Annotated in this window: 19 protein-coding genes; 13 read left to right on the top strand and 6 right to left on the bottom strand. The window is 70.2% G+C overall.

Going from position 1 to position 22,248, the window contains the following annotated elements; translation table 11 throughout:
* Window positions 1–5: 5 nt before the first annotated feature.
* From CAP38_RS02565 to CAP38_RS02590, 6 genes are read right to left on the bottom strand one after another with little or no spacing between them, the layout of a single operon-like run.
* Window positions 6–293: a hypothetical protein gene (locus CAP38_RS02565; protein WP_086119300.1), complete on the bottom strand. Its 288-nt coding sequence runs from the start codon at window positions 291–293 to the stop codon at window positions 6–8.
* Between the two features lie 3 nt (window positions 294–296).
* Entirely contained in the window at window positions 297–1,496 is a 1,200-nt protein-coding gene (locus CAP38_RS02570) for a geranylgeranyl diphosphate reductase (protein WP_086119301.1), read from the bottom strand.
* Window positions 1,493–2,887 carry a BCD family MFS transporter gene (locus tag CAP38_RS02575; RefSeq protein WP_086119302.1) on the bottom strand — a complete coding sequence of 465 codons (1,395 nt, stop codon included), beginning with the start codon at window positions 2,885–2,887 and terminating at the stop codon, window positions 1,493–1,495. The genes CAP38_RS02570 and CAP38_RS02575 overlap by 4 nt, the downstream gene beginning before the upstream one ends.
* Window positions 2,884–3,792, bottom strand: coding sequence for a chlorophyll synthase ChlG (gene chlG / locus CAP38_RS02580; RefSeq protein ID WP_256924210.1), 909 nt, complete (start codon window positions 3,790–3,792; stop codon window positions 2,884–2,886). Before chlG ends, CAP38_RS02575 begins: the two co-directional genes overlap by 4 nt.
* A gap of 33 nt (window positions 3,793–3,825) precedes the next feature.
* Window positions 3,826–5,325, bottom strand: a complete 1,500-nt coding sequence (gene ppsR, locus CAP38_RS02585) for a transcriptional regulator PpsR (RefSeq protein WP_086119304.1) — start codon at window positions 5,323–5,325, stop codon at window positions 3,826–3,828.
* A 45-nt stretch (window positions 5,326–5,370) separates the two neighbouring features.
* Complete coding sequence (locus tag CAP38_RS02590) at window positions 5,371–6,213, bottom strand: B12-binding domain-containing protein (protein WP_086119305.1); 843 nt, start codon at window positions 6,211–6,213, stop codon at window positions 5,371–5,373.
* A gap of 246 nt (window positions 6,214–6,459) precedes the next feature.
* On the opposite strand from CAP38_RS02590, the gene bchF reads away from it, so the two are divergent.
* The 13 genes from bchF to CAP38_RS02655 all read left to right on the top strand — a co-directional run bounded on the left by bchF (window position 6,460) and on the right by CAP38_RS02655 (window position 22,247).
* Window positions 6,460–6,945, top strand: coding sequence for a 2-vinyl bacteriochlorophyllide hydratase (bchF, locus tag CAP38_RS02595; RefSeq protein ID WP_086119306.1), 486 nt, complete (start codon window positions 6,460–6,462; stop codon window positions 6,943–6,945).
* On the top strand, window positions 6,942–8,273 hold the full coding sequence (locus CAP38_RS02600; protein ID WP_086119307.1) for a ferredoxin:protochlorophyllide reductase (ATP-dependent) subunit N: 1,332 nt from the start codon (window positions 6,942–6,944) through the stop codon (window positions 8,271–8,273). Before bchF ends, CAP38_RS02600 begins: the two co-directional genes overlap by 4 nt.
* Before the next feature lies 1 nt (window position 8,274).
* Window positions 8,275–9,861, top strand: coding sequence for a ferredoxin:protochlorophyllide reductase (ATP-dependent) subunit B (gene bchB, locus CAP38_RS02605; RefSeq protein ID WP_086119308.1), 1,587 nt, complete (start codon window positions 8,275–8,277; stop codon window positions 9,859–9,861).
* On the top strand, window positions 9,836–13,684 hold the full coding sequence (locus CAP38_RS02610; RefSeq protein ID WP_086119309.1) for a magnesium chelatase subunit H: 3,849 nt from the start codon (window positions 9,836–9,838) through the stop codon (window positions 13,682–13,684). The genes bchB and CAP38_RS02610 overlap by 26 nt, the downstream gene beginning before the upstream one ends.
* Window positions 13,684–14,604 (top strand): ferredoxin:protochlorophyllide reductase (ATP-dependent) iron-sulfur ATP-binding protein, encoded by a 921-nt coding sequence (bchL, locus tag CAP38_RS02615; protein WP_256924275.1) that lies wholly within the window; start codon window positions 13,684–13,686, stop codon window positions 14,602–14,604. The genes CAP38_RS02610 and bchL overlap by 1 nt, the downstream gene beginning before the upstream one ends.
* 11 nt (window positions 14,605–14,615) lie before the next feature.
* Entirely contained in the window at window positions 14,616–15,335 is a 720-nt protein-coding gene (gene bchM / locus CAP38_RS02620) for a magnesium protoporphyrin IX methyltransferase (protein WP_256924211.1), read from the top strand.
* 5 nt (window positions 15,336–15,340) lie between these two features.
* Entirely contained in the window at window positions 15,341–16,762 is a 1,422-nt protein-coding gene (locus CAP38_RS02625) for a BCD family MFS transporter (protein WP_086119736.1), read from the top strand.
* 85 nt (window positions 16,763–16,847) lie between these two features.
* A complete protein-coding gene (gene puhA / locus CAP38_RS02630; RefSeq protein WP_086119311.1) occupies window positions 16,848–17,606 on the top strand; it encodes a photosynthetic reaction center subunit H in 759 nt (252 codons plus the stop codon).
* Window positions 17,603–18,271 carry a photosynthetic complex putative assembly protein PuhB gene (gene puhB / locus CAP38_RS02635; protein ID WP_086119312.1) on the top strand — a complete coding sequence of 223 codons (669 nt, stop codon included), beginning with the start codon at window positions 17,603–17,605 and terminating at the stop codon, window positions 18,269–18,271. Before puhA ends, puhB begins: the two co-directional genes overlap by 4 nt.
* Window positions 18,268–18,777 (top strand): photosynthetic complex assembly protein PuhC, encoded by a 510-nt coding sequence (gene puhC / locus CAP38_RS02640; RefSeq protein ID WP_086119313.1) that lies wholly within the window; start codon window positions 18,268–18,270, stop codon window positions 18,775–18,777. Before puhB ends, puhC begins: the two co-directional genes overlap by 4 nt.
* Window positions 18,774–19,877 (top strand): magnesium-protoporphyrin IX monomethyl ester (oxidative) cyclase, encoded by a 1,104-nt coding sequence (acsF, locus tag CAP38_RS02645; protein WP_256924213.1) that lies wholly within the window; start codon window positions 18,774–18,776, stop codon window positions 19,875–19,877. Before puhC ends, acsF begins: the two co-directional genes overlap by 4 nt.
* Before the next feature lie 19 nt (window positions 19,878–19,896).
* Window positions 19,897–20,655, top strand: a complete 759-nt coding sequence (gene puhE / locus CAP38_RS02650) for a putative photosynthetic complex assembly protein PuhE (protein WP_256924214.1) — start codon at window positions 19,897–19,899, stop codon at window positions 20,653–20,655.
* Window positions 20,652–22,247 carry a phytoene desaturase gene (locus CAP38_RS02655; RefSeq protein WP_256924215.1) on the top strand — a complete coding sequence of 532 codons (1,596 nt, stop codon included), beginning with the start codon at window positions 20,652–20,654 and terminating at the stop codon, window positions 22,245–22,247. Before puhE ends, CAP38_RS02655 begins: the two co-directional genes overlap by 4 nt.
* The last annotated feature ends 1 nt before the right edge of the window (window position 22,248 follow it).

The raw sequence follows: 22,248 nt of genomic DNA on the forward strand, positions 1-22,248 counted from the left end.
GGTGATCAGGGGCGACGCCAGCGCCGCCTCAGATCCCAGGCATGCAGCAGGCCCGAGGCCGCCAGCCCGCCCAGGGTGAGCGGCCAGGGCCATCCGGCCAGGGCGCTGCGCAGCGCCAGCATCAGACACAGGCCCGACGCCAGGTTGGGCAGCACGTCGGTCGGTGCCACGCCGGCGCCGGTGCGACGGTGGTGCAGGGTCAGCACCACCGCTTCCAGCACGGTGAGCGCCAGGATGCCGTCGAGCAGGAGGAGCAGGGCGTCGGCCGACAGGGTCACGCCAGGGCCTGCCATGCGTCAGACACGCGCCATGCCCAGCAGGTGACCCACATCCTTCAGGAAGATGCGCACATGGGCCATGGGCTTCTTGCGCACCAGCTTCTTGTTCATGTAGGACTCGAAGGTGAGCTGCTGCACATCGCGGTCCTCGCAGATCTTCACGAAGCGTTCGCGCCGCTTCTCGCTGCCGTACCAGAACCACTGCATGATGCCGAGCACCCGGAACACGGTGCCGTGTTCGCGCATGAAGCGCTTGCGGGCCAGCTTGAGGCTGGCCGGGTCGCCGGTGGTCAGCAGCTCGTGCACCGACTGCGCGGCCAGCTGGCCGCCCAGCATGGCGTAGTAGATGCCTTCGCCTGACGCCGGTGCCACCACGCCGGCGGCATCGCCGGCCAGCACCAGGTCGCGCCCGTTGTCCCAGCGCGGCAGCGGCTTCATCGGGATGGGGGCGCCTTCGCGGCGCAGGGTTTCCAGGCCGTCCAGGCCGCTGGCCTTGCGCATGCGCGCCACCGAGCCTTTCAGCGAGAAACCCTTGTCGGCGCTGCCGGTGCCCACGCTCAGCGTGCCGCCGTGCGGAAACACCCAGCCGTAGAAGTCGGGCGAGAAGCGGCCCTGGTAGTAGACGTCGCAGCGGGCGCCGTCGTAATCGGCGCTGCGCTCGGCCGGCTCCGGCGCGCGCACGATCTCGTGATAGGCAAACACATACCGGGTCTTCTCCGCCCCGGGCACGCCGCCCTGGCGGGCCACTTCGGAGCGGGCGCCGTCGGCGCCGATCACGCTGCGGGCGCGCGCACTCATCGGTGTGCGGCTGCCCTTGGGCTGCCAGCTGACGCGGGTGGTGCCGTCGGCATCGCGCTGGAGCTGGGTGAACTGGCCGCTCTGTCGGACCGCCCCGGCCCCGCGGGCACGCTCGCGCAGCCACTCGTCGAACTCGGCCCGGTCCACCATGCCGACGAAGCCGTTCTCGATCGGAATGTCCACATGCTTGCTGGAGGGTGCGATCATGCGGGCGCACTGGGCCTTGGCCACCAGCATGTGGTCGGGAATGTCGAAGTCGCGGATCAGCCGGGGCGGGATCGCCCCGCCGCAGGGCTTGATGCGCCCCTCGCGGTCGAGCAGCAGCACCGAATGGCCCTGGCGGGCGAGTTCCTGGGCCGCCGTGGCACCGGCGGGTCCGCCGCCGATCACCACCACGTCGTAAATGTCGTCGGAGTTCATGCAGCGGGCCTCTGGTGCTGGCCGATGGCGGCCGTGGGGACAGGGAAGGCATCGGCGCGCCGCGGGGCGGCCTCCGGTGCCCGGATCAAGGGGGTGGCGGTGGAGACGCGGGAAGCCAGTGCGGCGGCGGCCACGAAGGCCAGCGCCTCGATGCCGAACACCACGGCATAGGCGGTGCCGGTGTCGGCCAGGAGGGCCCGCGACAGGTCGGCGGCGGCGGTGCCCAGCAGCCCGCCCAGGGCGAAGCCGATGGCTTGCGCCGCGCCCCACAGGCCCATGCGCACCCCCTCGCGGCCGTGCCGGCCCTGGGATGCCAGCGCCATCATGGAGCCGATGGCGCCGATCGAGAACGCGCCGTTGCACACACCCAGCAGGAACACATTGGCCTGCAGCGGCCAGCCGGCACCCTGCAGGCCGGCGAGCGTCAGTCCGCCCAGGGCCATGGCCGAGGCCATGCATCCGCCCACCGCCCAGGCGCGCAGCGAGCCCACATGGCGCCAGCCAGGCACCCGCGACCAGCGCTGCCCGAGCGCGCCGGCGGCCGCCACCAGCAGCATGCCGCCGAGCACACCGGCGTTCTGCAGGCCCGAGAGCTGGGTCGATTCGCCGGGGGTCAGGCCGAACACCGTGCCGGCAAAGGGCTCCAGGATCAGGTCCTGGGCACTGAAGGCGATCATCGACACGAACACGAAGACGGTGAAGCGGCGGGCCACCGGCTCGTCCCAGATCTGGCCCAGGGCCTGCCGGAAGCTCGGTCGCGGCGCGTCGGCCGGCGTGGGCCGCAGCGCTGCACCGCCCGGGCCTTCGAGTCCGCGCAGCGCCAGCAGGGTCACCAGGACGGCCAGCACCGAGACGCTGCCGCTCACCGCCACCAGGCGTTCCGGCGAGAAGGGATCGATCAGCCGGCCGGTGGTGCCGGCGGTGAGCGCAAAGCCCAGGATCATCATCATCCACACCAGGGTGGCCGCACCGGCGCGGCGCCCTTCGGGCACGCGTTTGGCCAGCAGCACCAGCAGCGAGGTGCCGGCCGCGCTCACGCCCAGACCCACCAGTACGAAGCCCAGTGTGGCCACCAGCACGCCGATCACCGGCTGGCTGGCCAGCCACAGCGTGCTCGATGCCGCCACCACGCCGCCGGTGCCCAGCACCACCATGCCGCCCAAGATCCACGGTGTGCGGCGCTGTCCCACGTCCGAGCCGAAGCCCATGCGCGGGCGTGCCATCTGCACCGCATAGTGCAGGGCCACCAGCAGGCCCGGCAACAAGGCGGGCAGGGCGAGTTCGACCACCATCACCCGGTTCAGGGTCGAGGTGGTCAGCACCACGATGGAACCCAGGCAGGCCTGCACCAGACCGATGCGGACGATGCGCGACCAGCCGAAATCGGTCATGGCGCCACCCCCAGGCTGCGCAGCGCAAAGGCACTGACCATCATGCCGGCCACGAACAGCGGCACGCCGAAGCCGCTGTACCACAGGGCCCGTTCGGTCGGGCTGGCCAGAAACCGACGCATCAGCACGCCCTGCACCAGCAGCAGTGCGCCGACACCGGCGGCATGCAGGGGCCTTTCCCAGTGCAGCAGCAGGCCGATCACCAGCACCTGCGGCACCGCCATGAACCAGCAGGCCACGCGCGCGGCGCGGTCCACGCCCAGCTGCACCGGCAGCGAACGCACGCCCATGCGCCGGTCGCCGGCCACGGCCTTGAAATCGTTGAGGGTCATGATGCCGTGCGTGCCCGCGCTGTAGAGGGCCGCCAGCACCAGCGACTCGCCGCCCGGCATGGCGCCCCCGGCCATGACCGCAGCGCCGGTGATCCACGCGATGCCCTCATAGCTGATGCCGCAGGCGGCATTGCCCCACCAGCCGTTTTCCTTCAGGCGCAGCGGCGGGGCGCTGTACGCCCAGGCCAGCAGCAGGCCCAGCGCGGCAGCGCCGAAACCCCAGGGGCCCAGCACCGTGGCCACCAGCAGCGAGAGCACCGTCCAGCCCACGGCCAGGTAGAGGCCCCAGCGGCCGGGCATGCGGCCCGAGGGGATGGGGCGCTGCGGCTCGTTGATGGCGTCCACATGGCGGTCGAACCAGTCATTGACGGCCTGGCTGGTGGCACACACCAGCGGACCGGCCAGCGCCACGCCCACCAGGGCCAGCCACCAGCGGCCGTCCATGGACACCCCGGAGGCCACCACGCCGCAGGCGAAGGCCCACATCGGCGGAAACCAGGTGATGGGCTTGAAGAGCTCGGTGACGGCGGACAGGGCGGGACGGGACATGCCGGCCGTTGTACGCCGGTCCACCCGCTGTGTCAATTCAGATTGACACTTGATCTGTCATTCGGATGGATCGGCGGCCGGGGATTCGTCGCCAGGGCTGTCCTTGATGCCGAAGCGGCGCAGCTTGATGTAGAGGCTCTGGCGCGAAAGCCCCAGCATCTCGGCAGCCGAAGCCCGGTTGTCGCCGGTGAGGTCCAGCGCCGCCTCGATGCACAGCTGCTCGATCAGGTCGGTGGTTTCCCGCACGATGTCGCGCAGCGGCAGGCGGCCCACCAGCTCGGTCAGCTGGCTGGCCGAACGGGGCAGTTCCTTGCCCCCGCGACCGTCCAGGCCGAGACGCCGGCCCACGTCGCGGATGGTGAAGCCCAGGCAGCGCTGCACGCCGTTGTGCACCGCCACGGCCGACAGCTCGACGTCGGTGGTGGAGCCGAACTCGCCACGCATCTGGGTGCCGAACAGCCGCACCGTGCCGTGCTGGCGCAGGTTGGTGATCAGCACCCGCATGTCCACGCCGGTGCGGCCCAGCCAGCGGTCCAGCATCTCGCCGCGGGCCTGTTCCTCGGTGCCGAGCTGGCTCAGGTCGAGGAAGCTGCGGTTGGCGCTCAGGATGCGGCCGTCCAGATCGGTCACGACCACGGCATCGGGGGCACCGTCGATCACCTGCAACAGCTGCTGCCGGCCTGCCGCCAGGGCCGGGGCCATGCTGTCGAGCGGGCGGGTGAAGCGCAGCAGGAAGTGCTGCTGGTTGTCCTGGCGGAACTGCGAGGCGGCCACCAGCATGTCCTCGGTGCCGTCGCGCAGGCGCACGCTGCAGGGATCGGCGCGGCCGCTCACGCGCAGGCGCTCGATCATCTCCCGCAGGGCGTGGGCACTGGCCTCATCGAGTCCGTCGGTGAGCGACCAGCTCGGCGTGCGCATGCGCTCGCCGAAGAGTTCGTAGGCGGCCGGGTTGGCTTCGGCCAGGCGGTCCATGGCGCCGGCCAGGATCAGCACCGGCTCGGAGGCCATCTGGAACAGCAGGCGGTAACGGGTCTCGACCTGGCGCAGCCGCCAGTAGTCGCGCTCCATGGAGAGCTGGGCGGTGACCAGCCGCTGCTGCAGCGTGATCTGGTTGCGCAGGTCGTGGCCGAAAGCCAGGCGCCAGCCGCCCTGGCCGGGGTCCACACCGTCCCGGTCGATGGCCACCAGGGTGTAAGACACCGGCCATTCGTTGCCGTCGGGCAGGGTGTGGTTGACGTGGCGCCAGCGCATGACCTCCGGCGCGCCGGCCTGGCCGGCCGGGGCCTCGATCTGCCCCATGAGCTGCTCGATCTTGGGCCGGCTCTCGGTGGCCACCGTGTCCACCCAGCGCTGTCCCAGCCAGCCGGCCAGCTGCAGGCTGGACGGTGCGTCGCCCCGGCAGGCCAGGTCGACGATGGTTCCTGCAGGATCCAGCACCAGCACGATGTCGGTGGCGGTGCTGACCAGTTCGGCCACCACGTCGGCAGCCAAACCGCTCAGGAAACGCTCGGGTGCATCGAAAAATCGCTCGGCAGACTCGGACGTCGCCTGGGGCATGTTGTTCTTTCTGTTGGGACCAGGTCAGGGGGGGCCGAAAGGCATTCAGGCGTGCGGTTGACCGCAGACAAGACGCTCGGCGATGCGTGGGGCTGACGCACCGTCTGTGATGATCTCGTCGGCCGCGATGCGTTCCCAGGCGTCCGGGTACGTGGCGAAAACAGGGCCGCCGGCGATTATAGAGACGCACCGGTTCAGGCTCTGGCGCCGTACCGACTCGATGGCCCGGGCCAGCGGCTCCAGGCCCTCGAGGCTGCCGACCGTGAAACCGACCACGTCGTACCAGGTGGACTGCACCTGCCACGAGACCGGCTCGGTGGGCATGAAATGGGCGTCGACGTCCCAGCCGGCGCGCATGAAGAATTCGCTGACGATGCTCAGGCCCAGGGTGTGGACCTCGCCCGGGGCGGAGGTGAGCAGGATGCGCCGGCCTTCAAGGGTCAGGGCCTGGCGCTGCTGCACCAGCGACGCGCTGTGGTCCCGCACCACCTGCTGCAGGCGGCCCAGGCCGATGGCCACATCGGTGCAGGTGCATTCGTCGGTGACCCAGCGGTGGCCCAGCAGCCGGGCCACCGGCGCCAGCAGGTCCAGGAAGATGGCTTCCACCTGCACGCCGCGCTCGCGCAGGGCGACCACGCAGTCGTTCAGGGCCCGATCGTCGCCATGCAGCACCATGCGGGCGAACAGCGCCACCTCGTCCGGCTGGATCGCGCCGGGATGACCCGGACGGCCCGGCATGCGGCGGGGCGACTGGGCGTGGTTGCGCACCAGCCGGGGAATGATGTCCAGCGCCAGCGTGCGGTTGATCAGGGTGGCACGCAACGGCTCGACCCCGGCGTCGGCCATCTCGGGCGGTTCTCGGGAATCGGGCTGGTGTTGCTGGGCCATGGTCGTCTCCTGCGTGTCGGCTGAATCACCGAGGGCCGGAATTGCTTGCGACCTAGGGCTCGTTGCGCCGGCTGCACTGTGCACCACCGGCTGAGATGCCGTCCATAACGGATTCGTGTCCGTTCACGGCATACGAAAACTGTACTCCCTTGGTTTGGGGTGTCAAATTCTTTTTGCGTCAATTTAAGTTGACACTTGGGCGTGTACCACCTAAATTGGGTCATCACGTTCCAGGAGACAGGCTTCATGCCCATCCGCACCGCACCGTCCCCCCGGGGTCGGCCGCTTTACACCCCGGCGCAGCGCCAGCGCCGCGACGCCTCCGCCTGGACCCTGGTCCAGGGGGTGCTGGCCCCGGTGCAGTTCCTGGTGTTCCTGGTCAGCCTCGTGCTGGTGCTGCGTTTCCTGGCCACCGGGCAGGGCGAATGGGCGGCCACGGTGTCGGTGGTGGTCAAGACCCTGACCCTCTACCTGATCATGCTCACCGGGTGCATCTGGGAAAAGGTGGTGTTCGGCCAGTACCTCTTCGCCCCGGCCTTCTACTGGGAAGACGTGTTCAGCATGCTGGTGCTGGCGCTGCACACCGCCTACCTGGCCGCCCTGGCCGGCGGCTGGCTGGAGGCCCGTGGCCTGATGTGGCTGGCGCTGGCCGCCTATGCCGCCTACGTCGTCAATGCGGCCCAGTTCATCGTCAAGCTGCGCATGGCGCGGCTGCAGGGGGTGCCGGCATGAATGCATCCATCCCCATCCGCTCGCTCGACGCGCCAGGCCGCTCCGGCGGCTGCAGCGACGCCCCGGTGCTGCGCGAGCGCGGCCAGCGCGAGGTGTTCTGCGGTCTGACCGGCATCATCTGGCTGCACCGCAAGATCCAGGACGCCTTTTTCCTGGTGGTGGGATCCCGCACCTGTGCCCACCTGATCCAGAGTGCGGCCGGCGTGATGATCTTCGCCGAGCCGCGTTTTGCCACCGCCATCATCGACGAGCGCGATCTGGCCGGTCTGGCCGACTGCAACGACGAACTCGACCGCGTGGTCGACCGCCTGCTGGAGCGCCGCCCCGACATCCGCCTGCTGTTCCTGGTGGGCTCCTGCCCGTCGGAGGTCATCAAGCTCGACCTCTCGCGCGCGGCCCTGCGCCTGTCCACCCGCCACCATCCGTCCACCCGGGTGCTGAACTACTCGGGCAGCGGGATCGAGACCACCTTCACCCAGGGCGAGGACGCCTGCCTGGCCGCCATGGTGCCGGTGCTGCCGACGCCCGATGCCCTGGCCGCCCCCGAGCTGCTGGTGGTGGGCGCCCTGGCCGATGTGGTGGAAGACCAGTTCGCCCGCCTGTTCGCGCAGCTGGGCATCGGTCCGGTGCGCTTCTTTCCGGCACGGCAGGCCAATGACCTGCCGCCGGTGGGCCCCAACACCCGCTACCTGCTGGCCCAGCCCTTCCTGGGCGACACGGCCGCCGCCCTGGACAAGCGCGGTGCGCAGCGCCTGCCGGCACCCTTTCCGCTGGGCGAGGAGGGCACCACCGGCTGGCTGCTGGCGGCCTGCGAGGCCTTCGGTGTGCCGCGCGAACGCTTCGACGCCGTCACGGCCGCGCCGCGCCAGCGGGCCCAGGCGGCGCTGGCGCGCCAGCGCGAGGTGCTGGCCGGGCGTTCGGTGTTCTTCTTCCCGGACTCGCAGCTGGAGATTCCCCTGGCCCGTTTTCTGGGCCGCGAACTCGGCATGCAGCTCGGCGAGGTGGGCACCCCCTACCTGCACCGCGCCCATCTGGCGGCCGAGCTGGCCCTGCTGCCGGCCGGCACCCCCCTGTCCGAGGGTCAGCACCTGGAGCGCCAGCTGGATCGCTGCCGCGCCGCCCGGCCCGATCTGGTGGTGTGCGGCCTGGGCCTGGCCAACCCGCTGGAGGCCGAGGGCATGACCACCAAGTGGGCCATCGAACTGGTCTTCACCCCCATCCATGGCTACGAGCAGGCCGGTGATCTGGCCGAACTGTTCGCCCGCCCGCTGCGCCGCCGGGCGCTGCTGGACGCCGATGCCACCCCGCAACGCTGGCTGGAGGCCTGAGATGCAGCTCACCCTCTGGACCTACGAAGGACCGCCCCACGTGGGCGCGATGCGGATCGCCACCGCGCTGGCCGATGTGCACTACGTGCTGCATGCGCCGCAGGGCGACACCTACGCCGACCTGCTGTTCACCATGATCCAGCGCGACGCCAAGCGCCCGCCGGTGACCTACACCACCTTCCAGGCCCGTGACCTGGGCGGCGACACGGCCGAGCTGTTCCAGAGCTCGGCCCGCGAGGCGGTGGCCCGCTTCAAGCCCAACGCGCTGCTGGTGGGAGCCTCGTGCACCGCCGAGCTCATCCAGGACGACCCGGGCGGTCTGAGCAAGGCCCTGAATCTGGGCATTCCGGTGGTGGCCCTGGAACTGCCCTCATACCAGCGCAAGGAAAACTGGGGCGCCGCCGAAACCTTCTACCAGGTGGTGCGCCAGCTGGCCGACACCCAGCGCCGCCCGCTGCCGCGCCAGCCCGGCCAGCGCCCGCGCTGCAACATCCTGGGCCCGGCCGCGCTGGGCTTCCGGCACCGCGACGACCTGACCGAGATCACCCGCCTGCTCGATGCGCTCGGCGTCGACGTGCATGTGGTGGCCCCGCAGGGCGCCACCGTGGCCCAGCTGGCCACGCTGGGCGAAGCCCACTTCAATGTGGTGCTCTACCCCGAGATCGCCTCGGTGGCGGCCGGCTGGCTGCAGCGCACCTTCGGCCAGCCCTTCACGCGCACCGTGCCCATGGGCATGGGGGCCACACGCGACTTCATCCGCGAGGTGGCCGAGCTGGCCGGGGTCGACCCCGAGCCGGTGCTGCAGGGGCAGGGCGCCCGGGCCCCGTGGTACGCCCGCTCGGTCGATTCCACCTACCTCACCCACAAGCGGGTGTTCGTGTTCGGCGATGCCACGCACGCCGTGGCGGCCGCCCGCATCGCGGCCGAGGAAATGGGCTTCACCGTGGTGGGCATCGGCACCTACAGCCGCGAATTCGCCCGCGAGGTGCGCGCCTGCGCCACCCGCCTGGGCATCGAGGCCCTGATCAGCGACGACTACCTCGAGGTCGAGGCGCGCATCGCCGAACTCCAGCCCGAGCTGGTGCTGGGCACGCAGATGGAGCGCCACATCGCCAAGCGGCTGGGCATTCCGTGTGCCGTCATTTCGGCCCCGGTCCATGTGCAGGACTTCCCGGCCCGCTATTCGCCGGTGATGGGCTTCGAGGGCGCCAACGTGCTGTTCGACACCTGGGTCCATCCGCTGATGATGGGCCTGGAGGAACACCTGATCGGCATGTTCCGCGGCGATGCGGAGTTCCATGCCGATGCCGCGCCCTCGCACCTGGGCGGTGCGGTGCGGCCGCAGCCGGCGGCGGCCCAGCCCGAGCTGGAGCCCGAGCCCGTGCTGGTGGCCGTTGAAGCCGCACCCGCAGCCCCCCACGACGGTCCGCCCGCATGGCAGGCCGACGCCGAGCGCGAGCTGCGCAAGATCCCGTTTTTCGTTCGCGGCAAGGCCCGCCGCAACACAGAGCTGTACGCCAGGGACAAAGGCCTGCCCTCCATCACCCTGGAGACCCTCTACGATGCCAAAGCCCACTTCAGCCGCTGAAGCCGCCCCAGGCCTGCGCGTGGTGCTGGTCACCATGGACAGCCACCTGGCGAGTGCGGCCGAGCGGGCCCACCGCACCCTGTCACGGCAGCTGCCCGGCGTGTCGCTGTCGGTGCATGCCGCCAGCGAGTGGGCCGACGACGCGGCAGCCCTGCAGCGCTGCGTGGCCGACATCGGCCGCGGCGACATCGTGCTGGTGTCCATGCTGTTCATGGAAGACCATTTCCTGCCGGTGCTGCCCGCGCTGCAGGCCCGCCGCAGCCAGTGCGACGCCATGGTCTGCCTGATGTCGGCCAGCGAGGTCACGCGCCTCACGCGCATGGGCCGCTTCGACATGAGCGGGCCGGTCAGCGGCCCCATGGCGCTGCTGCGCAAGCTGCGCGGCAAGCCGGCCACCGACGCCGACACCACCCCGCAGGACCGCAACAACGCCGGTGCGCGCCAGATGAAGATGCTGCGCCGCCTGCCCAAGCTGCTGCGCTTCATTCCGGGCACCGCACAGGACGTGCGGGCCTACTTCCTGGCCATGCAGTACTGGCTGGCCGGCTCCGAGGCCAACATGGTCTCGCTGGTGCACAGCCTGATCGGCCGTTATGCGGACGGCCCCCGTCGCCCGCTGCGCGACCTGGCCAGCCCGGCCGATCCGCTGGAATACCCCGAGGTGGGCGTCTACCACCCCCGCATGGCCCAGCGCCTGTCGGCCAGCCTGTCCGACCTGCCCGGCGTGGCCACGCGTGGCGAGCGCGGCACCGTGGGGCTGCTGGTCATGCGTTCCTACCTGCTGGCCGGCAACACCGGCCACTACGACGGCGTGATCGCCGCCATGGAAGCGCGCGGCCTGCGCGTGGTGCCGGCCTTTGCCACCGGGCTGGACAACCGCCCGGCCATCGATGCCTTCTTCTTCCGCGAGGGCCGTCCGGCAATCGATGCCCTGGTCTCGCTGACCGGCTTCTCGCTGGTCGGTGGCCCGGCCTACAACGACGCCGCCTCGGCCGAGGACGTGCTGGCCCGGCTGGACGTGCCCTACCTGTCGGTGGCACCGGTGGAGTTCCAGACGCTGGACCACTGGGGCGCTTCCGAACGCGGCCTGCTGCCGGTCGAGAGCACCATGATGGTGGCCATCCCCGAACTCGACGGCGCCACCGGCTCCATGGTGTTCGGCGGGCGCGGCAGCCCGTCGGCCGTGAGCTGCAACGGCTGCTCGCGCCAGTGCCGCTTCGAACACGCCGAGCTGGCGCACGACATGCAGGTGTGCAGCGAGCGGGCCGACGCCCTGGCCGCCCGGGTGGGCCGGCTGATCGACCTGCGCCGCCGGGAGCGCGCCGAGCGCAAGGTGGCCGCGGTGCTGTTCAACTTTCCGCCCAACGCCGGCAACACCGGCACCGCCGCCTTCCTGGGCGTGTTCGAGTCGCTGCACAACACCCTCAAGGCCATGAAGGCCGACGGCTACACGGTGGAGGTGCCCGCCACGGTGGACGCGCTGCGCGAGGCCCTGATCGGCGGCAACGCCCAGCAGTACGGTGCACCGGCCAATGTGCACACCCTCATCGATGCCGACGACCATGTGCGGCGCGAACGCTGGCTCAAGGCCATCGAGAAGCAGTGGGGCCCGGCGCCGGGCCAGCAGCTGAGCAACGGCAGCCAGATCTTCGTGCTGGGTGCGCAGTTCGGCAATGTGTTCGTGGGCATACAGCCCGGCATGGGCTTCGAGGGCGATCCGATGCGCCTGCTGTTCGAACATGGCTTTGCACCCACCCACGCCTTCTGTGCCTTCTACCGCTACCTGCGCGAAGATTTCAAGGCCGATGCGGTGCTGCACTTCGGCACCCACGGTGCGCTGGAATTCATGCCCGGCAAGCAGGCCGGCCTGACCGCCGACTGCTGGCCCGACCGCCTCATCGGCGACCTGCCCAACCTGTACCTGTACGCCTCCAACAACCCCTCCGAAGGCACCATCGCCAAGCGCCGCGCGGCCGCCACGCTGATCAGCTACCTCACGCCGCCGGTGGCCCAGGCCGGCCTGTACAAGGGCCTGGTCGAGCTCAAGGAAGTGCTGGAGCGCTTTCGGGGTCTGGCACCGGACGCCAGCGGCGAGCGCGAGCGCGCCGAGCTGCTGGCCATGATGCAGGCCCAGGCCCTGGCGCTCGATCTGGCCACCGCCGAGCCGGCCTGGACCGATCTGTCCGACAGCGGAGCCGATGCCACCGTGGCCCGCCTGACCGAATCGCTGCTGGAGCTGGAATACACCCTCATTCCCTGCGGTCTGCATGTGGTGGGGCAGGTGCCCAGCGCGGCCGAGCGGGTGGACCTGCTGCTGTCGTGTGCCGAGGCCTCGCATGGCGAGCCGGCCGGCTCGCAGCGGCTGCGTCCGGCACTGACGGCCCTGGTGGGCGGCGCCGATGCCGCCCGGGCCGCCGAGGCCATCCCGGCCGGACAAGGCAGCGCCACCGACCTGGCGGTGCTCACCACCCTGGCCGCCACCGACGCCCTGCTGGTGCAGGACCACGAGATGCAGGGCATCCTGCGCGCCCTCGATGGTCGCTTCCTGCGTCCGGCCCCGGGCGGCGACCTGCTGCGCACCCCCGACATCCTGCCCACCGGCCGCAACCTGCACGGCTTCGACCCGTTCCGCATGCCCAGCGCCTACGCGGTGAAGGACGGTGCCCGCCAGGCCGAACGCCTGATCGAACGCCACATGGCCGACGGCAACCTGTTTCCCGAATCGATTGCGATGGTGCTGTGGGGCACCGACAACCTCAAGAGCGAGGGCGGCCCCATCGCCCAGGCCCTGGCGCTGCTGGGCACCCGGCCCCGCTTCGACGGCTACGGCCGTCTGGCCGGTGCCGAACTGATCCCGCTGGCCGAACTGGGCCGTCCCCGGGTGGACGTGGTGATATCCCTGTCGGGCATCTTCCGCGACCTGCTGCCGCTGCAGATCCGCCTGCTGGCCGAGGCCGCCTTCCTGGCCGCCAGCGCCGACGAGCCGCTGGATCGGAACGCGGTGCGCCGCCATGCGCTGGCCTACATGGCCCAGCACGGCTGCGATCTGGAGACCGCCTCGCTGCGGGTGTTCGGCAACGCCGAAGGCGCCTATGGCGCCAACGTCAGCAGCCTGATCGACAACAGCCGCTGGGAAGACCCGGACGAACTGGCCGAGACCTACAGCCGCCGCAAGGGCTTTGCCTACGGCCGCGCCGGCCGCGCGGTGCAGCAGGGTGCCCTCCTGCAGACCATGCTGGCCGATGTGCAGCTGGCCTACCAGAACCTCGATTCGGTCGAGCTGGGCGTGACCACGGTCGACACCTACTTCGACACCCTGGGCGGCGTGAGCCGCGCCATCCAGCGCGCCAAGACCCGGGTGCAGGGCAGCAGCGCGCAGGTGGCGCCGGTCTACATCGGCGACCAGACCCGCGACAGCCACGGCGGCGGCACGGTGCGCACCCTGAACGAACAGGTGGCGCTCGAAACCCGCACCCGCATGCTCAACCCCAAGTGGACCGAAGGCATGCTGCAGCACGGCTACGAAGGCGTGCGCCAGATCGAGGTGCACCTGACCAACACCATGGGCTGGTCGGCCACCACCGGGCAGGTGCAGCCCTGGGTGTACGAGCAGCTCACCCAGGCCCTGGTGCTCGATCCCGCCATGCGCCAGCGCCTGGCCGAACTCAATCCCACCGCCTCCGCGCGTGTGGCCCACCGCCTCATCGAGGCGTCGGAACGTCAGTTCTGGAACCCCGATCCCCAAGTGTTGCAAGCCTTGCGACAAGCCAGTGAAGAACTGGAAGACCGCCTGGAAGGCGTGTTCGAAGGAGCCCCCGCATGATGGAAACCAGCATCCCCGTGACCGAGCTGAGGCGCACCCCGGCCCGGTCCGGCCGTCCCCCCGACGGTGAGGGCAGCCTGCAGGTGCAGCTCGACCCGAACATCAAGATCGGCAACGCCAAGGTCTTTGCCATCTATGGCAAGGGCGGCATCGGCAAGAGCACCACCAGCTCCAACCTGTCCGCCGCGTTCTCGCACCTGGGCAAGCGGGTGCTGCAGATCGGCTGCGACCCCAAGCACGACAGCACCTTCACCCTGACCAAGAAGATGCTGCCCACCGTGATCGACGTGCTGGAGACGGTCGATTTCCACCCCGAGGAACTGCGGGTCGAGGACTTCGTCTTCCCCGGCTACAACGGCGTGATGTGCGTGGAGGCCGGCGGCCCGCCGGCCGGCACCGGCTGCGGCGGCTACGTGGTGGGCCAGACGGTCAAGCTGCTGAAGGAACACCACCTGCTCGAAGACACCGACGTGGTCATCTTCGACGTGCTGGGCGACGTGGTGTGCGGCGGCTTTGCGGCCCCGCTGCAGCACGCCGACCGGGCCATGATCGTCACCGCCAACGACTTCGACTCCATCTTCGCCATGAACCGCATCGTGCAGGCGATCGGGGCCAAGGCCAAGAACTACGGCGTGCGGCTGGGCGGCGTCATTGCCAACCGCAGCGCCGGCACCGACCAGATCGACAAGTACAACGCGAAGACCGGCCTGAAGCTGGCGGCGCGTTTCCCCGACCTGGACGCCATCCGCCGCAGCCGTCTGAAAAAGTCCACCCTGTTCGAGATGGAGGACTCGCCCGAAGTCCAGGCGGTGCGCGACGAGTACATGCGCCTGGCCGCCGCCATGTGGCTGGGCGGCGACCCGCTGCCGGCCGTGCCCATGCGCGACCGCGACATCTTCGACCTGCTGGGCTACGACTGAAGGACATCGTCATGGACATGCGCAACGCCTCCAGCCGCTACATCGAGCGCCGTGAAGAGATCGAGACCTACTTCGACCGCACGGCGGTGCAGGCCTGGGAACGCCTGACCTCCACCGCGCCGGTGGGCCGCATCCGCGCCACGGTGCGCGCCGGCCGCGACCAGATGCGCGAGAACCTGCTGAGCTGGCTGCCGCATGACATGCGCGGCCTGCGGCTGCTCGATGCCGGCTGCGGCACCGGTGCCCTGGCCATGGAAGCGGCCCGGCGCGGCGCCGACGTGGTGGCCATCGACCTCTCGCCCACGCTGGTGCAGCTGGCCCGCGACCGCTGGAACGAGACCCCGCAGGCCACCGGCTGCGGCCGCATCGACTTCCAGGCCGGCGACATGCTCGACGAAGGCTTCGGCGGCTTCGACCATGTGGTGGCCATGGACTCGCTCATCCACTACGACACCGACGACATGGTGCTGGCCCTGGCCCGGCTGGAGTCGCGCACCCGGCGCAGCATGCTGTTCACCTTTGCGCCGCGCACGCCGCTGCTGGCGGCCATGCACAGCGTGGGCCGGCTGTTTCCGCGCAGCGACCGCTCGCCGGCCCTCACGCCGGTGGCCGAGCCGCTGCTGCGCGCCGGTCTGTCGCTGGCCCTGTCGCCCCGCGGCTGGATCGAGGGTCGCCGGCAGCGCGTGGCCAGCGGCTTCTACACCTCGCAGGCCTGGGAGTGGCGCCGGTGAACCTCATGCGCATGCTCTCCCCGGCATGGGCGGTGCAGCTCACGCGCCGCTACGCGCCCTTCGCGGATGCGGCCTCGCCCGATCTGCCGCTGGGGCGCCTGCTGCGCCTGTCGCTGTTCCAGGCCGCCATCGGCATGACCATGGCCCTGCTGGTGGGCACGCTCAACCGGGTGATGATCGTGGAGCTGGGTGTGCCGGCCTGGTGGGTGGCCCTGTCGGTGGCGCTGCCGCTGGTGTTTGCACCGCTGCGCGCGCTCATCGGCTACCGCAGCGACACGCACCCATCGCCTCTGGGCCTGCGCCGCATGCCTTACATGTGGATGGGCACGCTGCTGATGTTCGGCGGCCTGTCCATCATGCCGTTTGCCCTGCTGCTGCTCACGGTGGACGACGCCAGCGTCTGGGCCGGTCGCATCGGTGCGGCGCTGGCCTTCCTGCTGGTGGGGGCGGGGATGCAGATCACCCAGACCGCCGGCATGGCGCTGGCCAGCGACCTGGCGCCGGTGGCCAAGCGGCCGCGCGTGGTGGCCCTGCTCTACAGCATGCTGCTGGTGGGCATGATCCTGGGCAGCGCGCTGCTGGGCCACATCCTGCAGGCGTTCTCCCCGACCCGCCTGGTGCAGGTGGTGCAGGGCGCCGCGGTGGTGGTGGCGGTGCTCAATGTCGCGTCGCTGTGGAAGCAGGAGCCGCGCCAGGCCCGCCGCGGGCAGCGCGCGCCCGACGGCTTCAGCCGCAGCTGGCAGCGCCTCATGGCCATCCCGCGCATCCGCCGCTTCCTGTGGACCGTGGGCCTGGGCACCGTGGCCTTCAGCATGCAGGACATCGTGCTCGAACCCTTCGGCGGGCAGGTGCTGGGGCTCGACGTGAGCCTGACCAGCGCACTGACCGCCATGAGTGCCGGCGGTGCCCTGCTGGCCTTTGTCTTCTCGGCGCGTTTCACATCACGCGGGCTCGACTCCATCCGCCTGGCGGCGCTTGGGACCCTGCTCGGCCTGCCAGCTTTTGCCTGCGTGATCTTTTCTGCCCCGCTGCAGTCGCCACTGATGTTCCAGTGCGGTGCCGCGCTCATCGGCTTTGCCGGTGGCCTGTTCTCGGTCGGCATGCTGCTCACCGCCATGGACCTGCCCGAGCCGGAACACACCGGTCTGGTGCTGGGCGCCTGGGGCGCAGTGCAGGCCACCGCGGCCGGGCTGTCGATGGCCGTGGGCGGCGTGCTGCGCGACCTGGTCGACGGCATGGTGAACGCCGGCTGGCTCTCCGGCCCGCTCGATTCGCCGGCCACCGGCTACAGCGTGGTGTTCCACGTCGAGATCTATCTGTTGTTCGTGGTGCTGATCGCCCTGGGACCCCTGGTGCGCCGATCGACCCCCTCTGCCCGGCCCCCCCGCCGCCACCAGCCCATCGGCCTGGCCGAACTGCCCGGCTGATTCCGCCCGCCACCGTTTTCGCCCTTTCACCGTTTCATCCACCGAACTGCCCCCGCAGCCAAGCCCCGCCCACAAGGAGTCCATCATGGAAACAGGCGCCATCACCCAGTACGTCGACGTGGCACAGCTCGTGCTCTATGCCTTCTGGCTGTTCTTCTTCGGCCTCATCTGGTACCTCCAGCGCGAGAGCCATCGCGAGGGCTATCCCATGGACCCGGGCCGCGAGAACGGCCCCAAGATCACCGGCTGGCCGGTGGCCGAGCCCATCGCTTACAAGCTGGCCGACGGCCGCGAGGCCCTGAGCCCCGACCACAACCGTCCGGACGGCGCCTACACCGCCCAGCCCATCCACGGCTGGAACGGTGCACCCCTGGAGCCGGTGGGCGATCCGCTGCTGGCCGGCGTGGGTCCGGGTGCCTGGGCGGCCCGTGCCGACCATCCCGACATGCTGCTGCACGGCGGGCCCAAGATCGTTCCGCTGCGGGTGGCCACCGACCATGGCGTGGCCCGACAGGACACCGATCCGCGCGGCCTGCCGGTGCTGGGCGCCGATGGCGAGGCCGCCGGCCGCGTCAAGGACATGTGGGTCGACCGCTGCGAGATGATGTTCCGCTACATCGAGGTGGAGCTGGTCAACGGTCGCACCGTGCTGCTGCCGATCGCCTTTGCCCGCATCCGCAAGGACCGCGTCGAGGTGCATGCCCTGCTGTCCGACCAGTTCGGCAACGTGCCGGCCCTCAAGAACCCCGACCAGGTGACCCTGCTCGAAGAGGAAAAGATCTCGGCCTACTACGGCGCCGGCACCCTGTACGCCACGCCGCAGCGCCAGGAGCCGCTGGTATGAACGCCGGCCACGAACACGAGTTCGAAGCGGCGCCGGGTCTGCCCGAGCCGCTGCCCCGGGGCGAACAGCTCCTGTGGCAGGGCCGCCCCGACTGGCGTTCGCTGGCCATCCACGCCTTCCACGTGCGCAAGATCGCGGTGTACTTCGCGGTCATGCTGACCATCCAGGTGCTGTACCTGGTGGGCGAGCCGGGCCGGTTCCAGATCGCCTCGGTGGTGACCAGCCTGGTGCTGGCCTCCGTGGCGCTGGCCCTGCTGGCGGCCACCGCCTGGATGTCCTCGCGCACCACGCTCTACACCGTGACCGACCGGCGCATCGTCATGCGCATCGGCATCGTGCTCACGCTCACCTTCAACCTGCCGCTCCCGCGCATCGCGTCGGCCGCCCTCAATCCACACGGTCGCACCGGCGACATCGCGCTCAATCTGGTGGCCAACGAGCGCATCGGCTACTTCCACCTGTGGCCGCATGCGCGGGCCTGGGAAGTGCGCCGGCCGCAGCCCACCTTGCGCTGCATCACCGACGCCGCCGCCGTGGGCGCGCTGATCCAGCGCCAGTGGATGGCGGTGCACCCGCAGTCCCAGGTGGTCCAGCTCGAGCCGGCGGTGCCTGCCACCGCACCGGTGGCCGAACCCCAGCGCCAGCCCGAGGCGGTGACCGCATGAGCTCGCACCACCACGATGCCCCGTTCGGCAACGTCACGCCCTGGCCGATCTATGCCCTGGGCCTGCTGCTGCTGACCACGCTGGCCGTGGTGGCCTGGGAGCGCATGGCCCACATGAACGCCGCAGCCCGGCCGGCGGTGCAGACGGCCGGTGCCGATGTGCTGTGGCAGCGCCAGCTGCGCTTCGACGACACACCGCAAGGCCATATTGCGGTGACCGACACCACCAGCGGCCAGACCGTGGCCACCTTCGAAGGCCAGCAGGGCTTCCTGCGCGGCAGCCTGCGGGCCCTGGCCCGCAGCCGCCAGCGTGCCGGCCAGGGGCCGGAGCAGCCCTTCGTGCTCACCGGCCACACCGACGGCCGCCTGGTGCTGCTCGATCCGGTCACCGGCGACCGCATCAACCTCGAATCCTTCGGGCCGACCAACGCCGCCGTGTTCGCACGGCTGCGCCCATCGACCCCGTCCGCCTCAATCCCGAACCCCACTGCCGGAGGCACACCATGATCGACAGCCACCAGGATCCCCTCGACCAGCTGATGGTCCACCTCAGCACCACCGAGGACGCCACCGCCCTGGCCGCGCGCAGCACCATGCTCACGCCGCGCTTCTACACCACCGATTTCAAGGCCATGGACCGGCTCGACGTGAGCCCGGTGCGCGCCGAGTGGGACGCCATGATGGCGGAGTACGAGGGCGACACCAACCACGACCACTTCAAGCGGGATGCGGCGTTTGCCGAGGAACTGCGCACGCTCATGCCCCAGCTCACGCCCGAGCTGCGGCAGGAGTTCCTGGACTTCCTCATCAGCTCCTGCACCTCGGAGTTCTCGGGCTGCATCCTCTACAACGAGATCCGCAAGCATGTCAGCAACCCCGACATCAAGCAGCTGATGGCCTACATGGCGCGCGACGAATCGCGCCATGCCGGCTTCATCAACCAGTCGCTCAAGGACTTCAACCTCGGCATCGACCTGGGCAACCTCAAGAAGGTCAAGGCCTACACCTACTTCAAGCCCAAGTACATCTTCTACGCCACCTACCTGTCGGAGAAGATCGGCTACGCCCGCTACATCACCATCTTCCGCCAGCTGCAGCGCCATCCGGACAAGCGCTTCCACCCGATCTTTCGCTGGTTCGAGCGCTGGTGCAACGACGAATTCCGGCACGGCGAGTCCTTCGCACTCATCATGCGCGCCCAGCCGGAGCTGCTGCGTGGTGCCAACAAGCTGTGGATCCGCTTCTTCATCCTGGCGGTCTACGCCACCATGTACGTGCGCGACCACACCCGGCCGCTGCTGCACGAGGCCATGGGGCTGGAGTCGACCACCTACGACTACGAGGTGTTCCGCATCACCAGCGATATCTGCCGTCAGGTGTTCCCGATCGAGGTCGACATCGACAACCCGGTGTTCCGCCGCGGGCTGGAGAGCCTGCTGCAGACCTCGCTGGCCGCCGACCGGGCGCGGGCCCGGGGTGGCCTGGTGGGCCGGCTGCAGCTGGCCGGCTGTGCGGTCCGCGCGGCCTTCACCTTCGGCCGGCTGTTCCTGCAACCGGTGATCCACCACGAGCTGCCCCGCGAGATCCGCATGCAGCCGGTGTGGTGATCCGCACCAGGCCTGCACCATGGCCGATGCCCTCATGACCGTCATCGCCCCGGCGCTGTTCGCGCTGCTGTGCTGGTGGTTCGGCACGGGGGCCATCCTGTGGCTGGTGCGGCGCCCGCCGGTCACCTTCGCCTGGAGCATGGCCGGGCTCACCGTGCTGCTGGGCGCCAGTTTCTGGACCGCGCGCATCAGCATGCGCGATCCGTCCGAGCAGGGGGCCTACCTGGCCTTTGCCAGCGTGATCGTCATGTGGGCCTGGCACGAGATGGCCTTCCTCACCGGCTGGCTGGCCGGACCGCGGCGCCGGGCGCTGGACGCCGGTGTGCGCGGCTGGCCGCGCTTCGTGCAGTCCACCCAGGCGGTGCTGTGGCACGAGCTGGCTCTTGCTGCCCACCTGGGCCTGCTGTGGTGGATGCAGCCGGCCCACGGCAGCCATGTGGCGCTGTGCACCTTTGCCGTGCTGTGGTTCATGCGCTTCTCGGCCAAGCTCAACCTGTTCCTGGGCGTGCCCGAGACCGGCGAGCAGTACCTGCCGGCGCGGCTGCGGTATCTGGCCAGCTACTTCCGGCGCGGCCCGCTGAGCCTGTTCTTCTTCCTCAGTGTCGGTGTCTCGATCGCGATCTGGGTCGGTCTGGTCTGGCGGGCACAGCACGGCGAGACCGTGGTGTCCACCGGCTGGGTGCTGCTGGCCGCGCTGCTGGGGCTGGCCATCGTCGAACACCTGATCATGGCGTTTCCCACGCCCATGCAGAAACTCTGGTCCTGGGCCATGCCATGAACGCTTACCGCACCCCCGAAGGTTTCATGGACGGCTTTCCGGAGCCTTCCGCGCCGGCGCCGATCCCCGGTCCGGTGGCACAGGCCGACCCGGATGCGCCGCACGCCATCGTGATCGGCAGCGGCTTCGGCGGCCTGGCCGCTGCGGTGCGCCTGGGCGCCAAGGGCTGGCGCGTGACGGTGCTCGAAAAGCTCGATGCGCCGGGCGGTCGGGCCTATGTGCACCGGCAGGCCGGCCATGTGTTCGATGCCGGTCCGACCATCATCACCGTGCCCTATCTGTTCGAGGAGCTGTGGGCCCTGTGCGGCCGCAGCTTTCACGACGAGGTCACGCTCAAGGCGCTCGATCCGTTCTACCGCATCCGTTTCGACGACGGCAGCCACTTCGACTACAGCGGCAACCTGGACAAGCAGCGCGCCGAGATCGCCCGCATCCACGCGCCCGACCTGCCCGGGTACGACCGCTTCGTGGCCGAGGCCGACCGCTGCTACCAGCTGGGCTTCGAGGCGCTGGGCGACAAGGCCTTCGACACCGTGGGCGACCTGCTGCGGGCCAGCCCGGCGATCCTGAAGATGCGCGGCTGGCGCAGCCTGCACGCCATGGTGGCCAGCCATGTGAAGCACCCCAAGCTGCGTGCGGCACTGAGCCTGCAGAGCCTGCTGATCGGTGGCAACCCGTTCTCGGTCACCTGCATCTACAGCCTGATCAATGCGCTGGAACGCCGCTTCGGCGTGCACTGGGCCCTGGGCGGCACCGGCCGGCTGGTGCAGGGGCTGGTGGGCCTGCTGCAAGGGCAGGGCGGCACGCTGCGCTGCAATGCCGAGGTGCGCCGCATCGAGGTCAGCGGCGGACGCGCCAGTGGCGTGACCCTGGCCAGCGGCGAACGCATCGACGCCGACATCGTGGTGTCCAACGCCGACACCGCCTGGACCTACCGCCACCTGGTGGAGTCCGAGCACCGCCACCACTGGACCGACCGGCGCATCGAGCGCGGCCGCTATTCCATGAGCCTGTTCGTCTGGTACTTCGGCACCCGCCGCTCCTACCCGGACGTGCCGCACCACATGATGCTGCTGGGCCCGCGCTACCGCGAGCTGCTCAACGACATCTTCCGCAACCACCACCTGGCCGAGGACTTCAGCCTCTACCTGCACCGGCCCACGGCCAGCGACCCGTCCATGGCCCCGCCGGGGCGCGACACCTTCTATGTGCTGGCCCCGGTGCCGCACCTGGACAGCGGCACCGACTGGTCGGTGCAGGCCGCGCCCTACCGCGATGCGGTGGCCCGGGTGCTGGAGAACACGGTGCTGCCGGGTTTCCAGACCGAGATCACCGCCTCGCTGATCACCACGCCGCAGGACTTCCACGACCGCCTGCTGTCCTTCAAGGGTGCGGCCTTCGGCCTGGAGCCGCTGCTGCTGCAGAGCGCCTGGTTCCGCCCGCACAACCGCAGCGAAGACCTGCCCGGCCTGTACATGGTGGGCGCCAGCACCCACCCGGGCGCGGGCGTGCCCGGCGTGCTGATGTCGGCCAAGGCGCTGGATTCGGTGGTGCCGCATGCGGTGGCCCACCGGGCCATGCACCCGCTCTGAA

The sequence above is a fragment of the Hydrogenophaga sp. IBVHS2 genome (genome assembly GCF_002127215.1).
Classification (GTDB): domain Bacteria; phylum Pseudomonadota; class Gammaproteobacteria; order Burkholderiales; family Burkholderiaceae_C; genus Hydrogenophaga.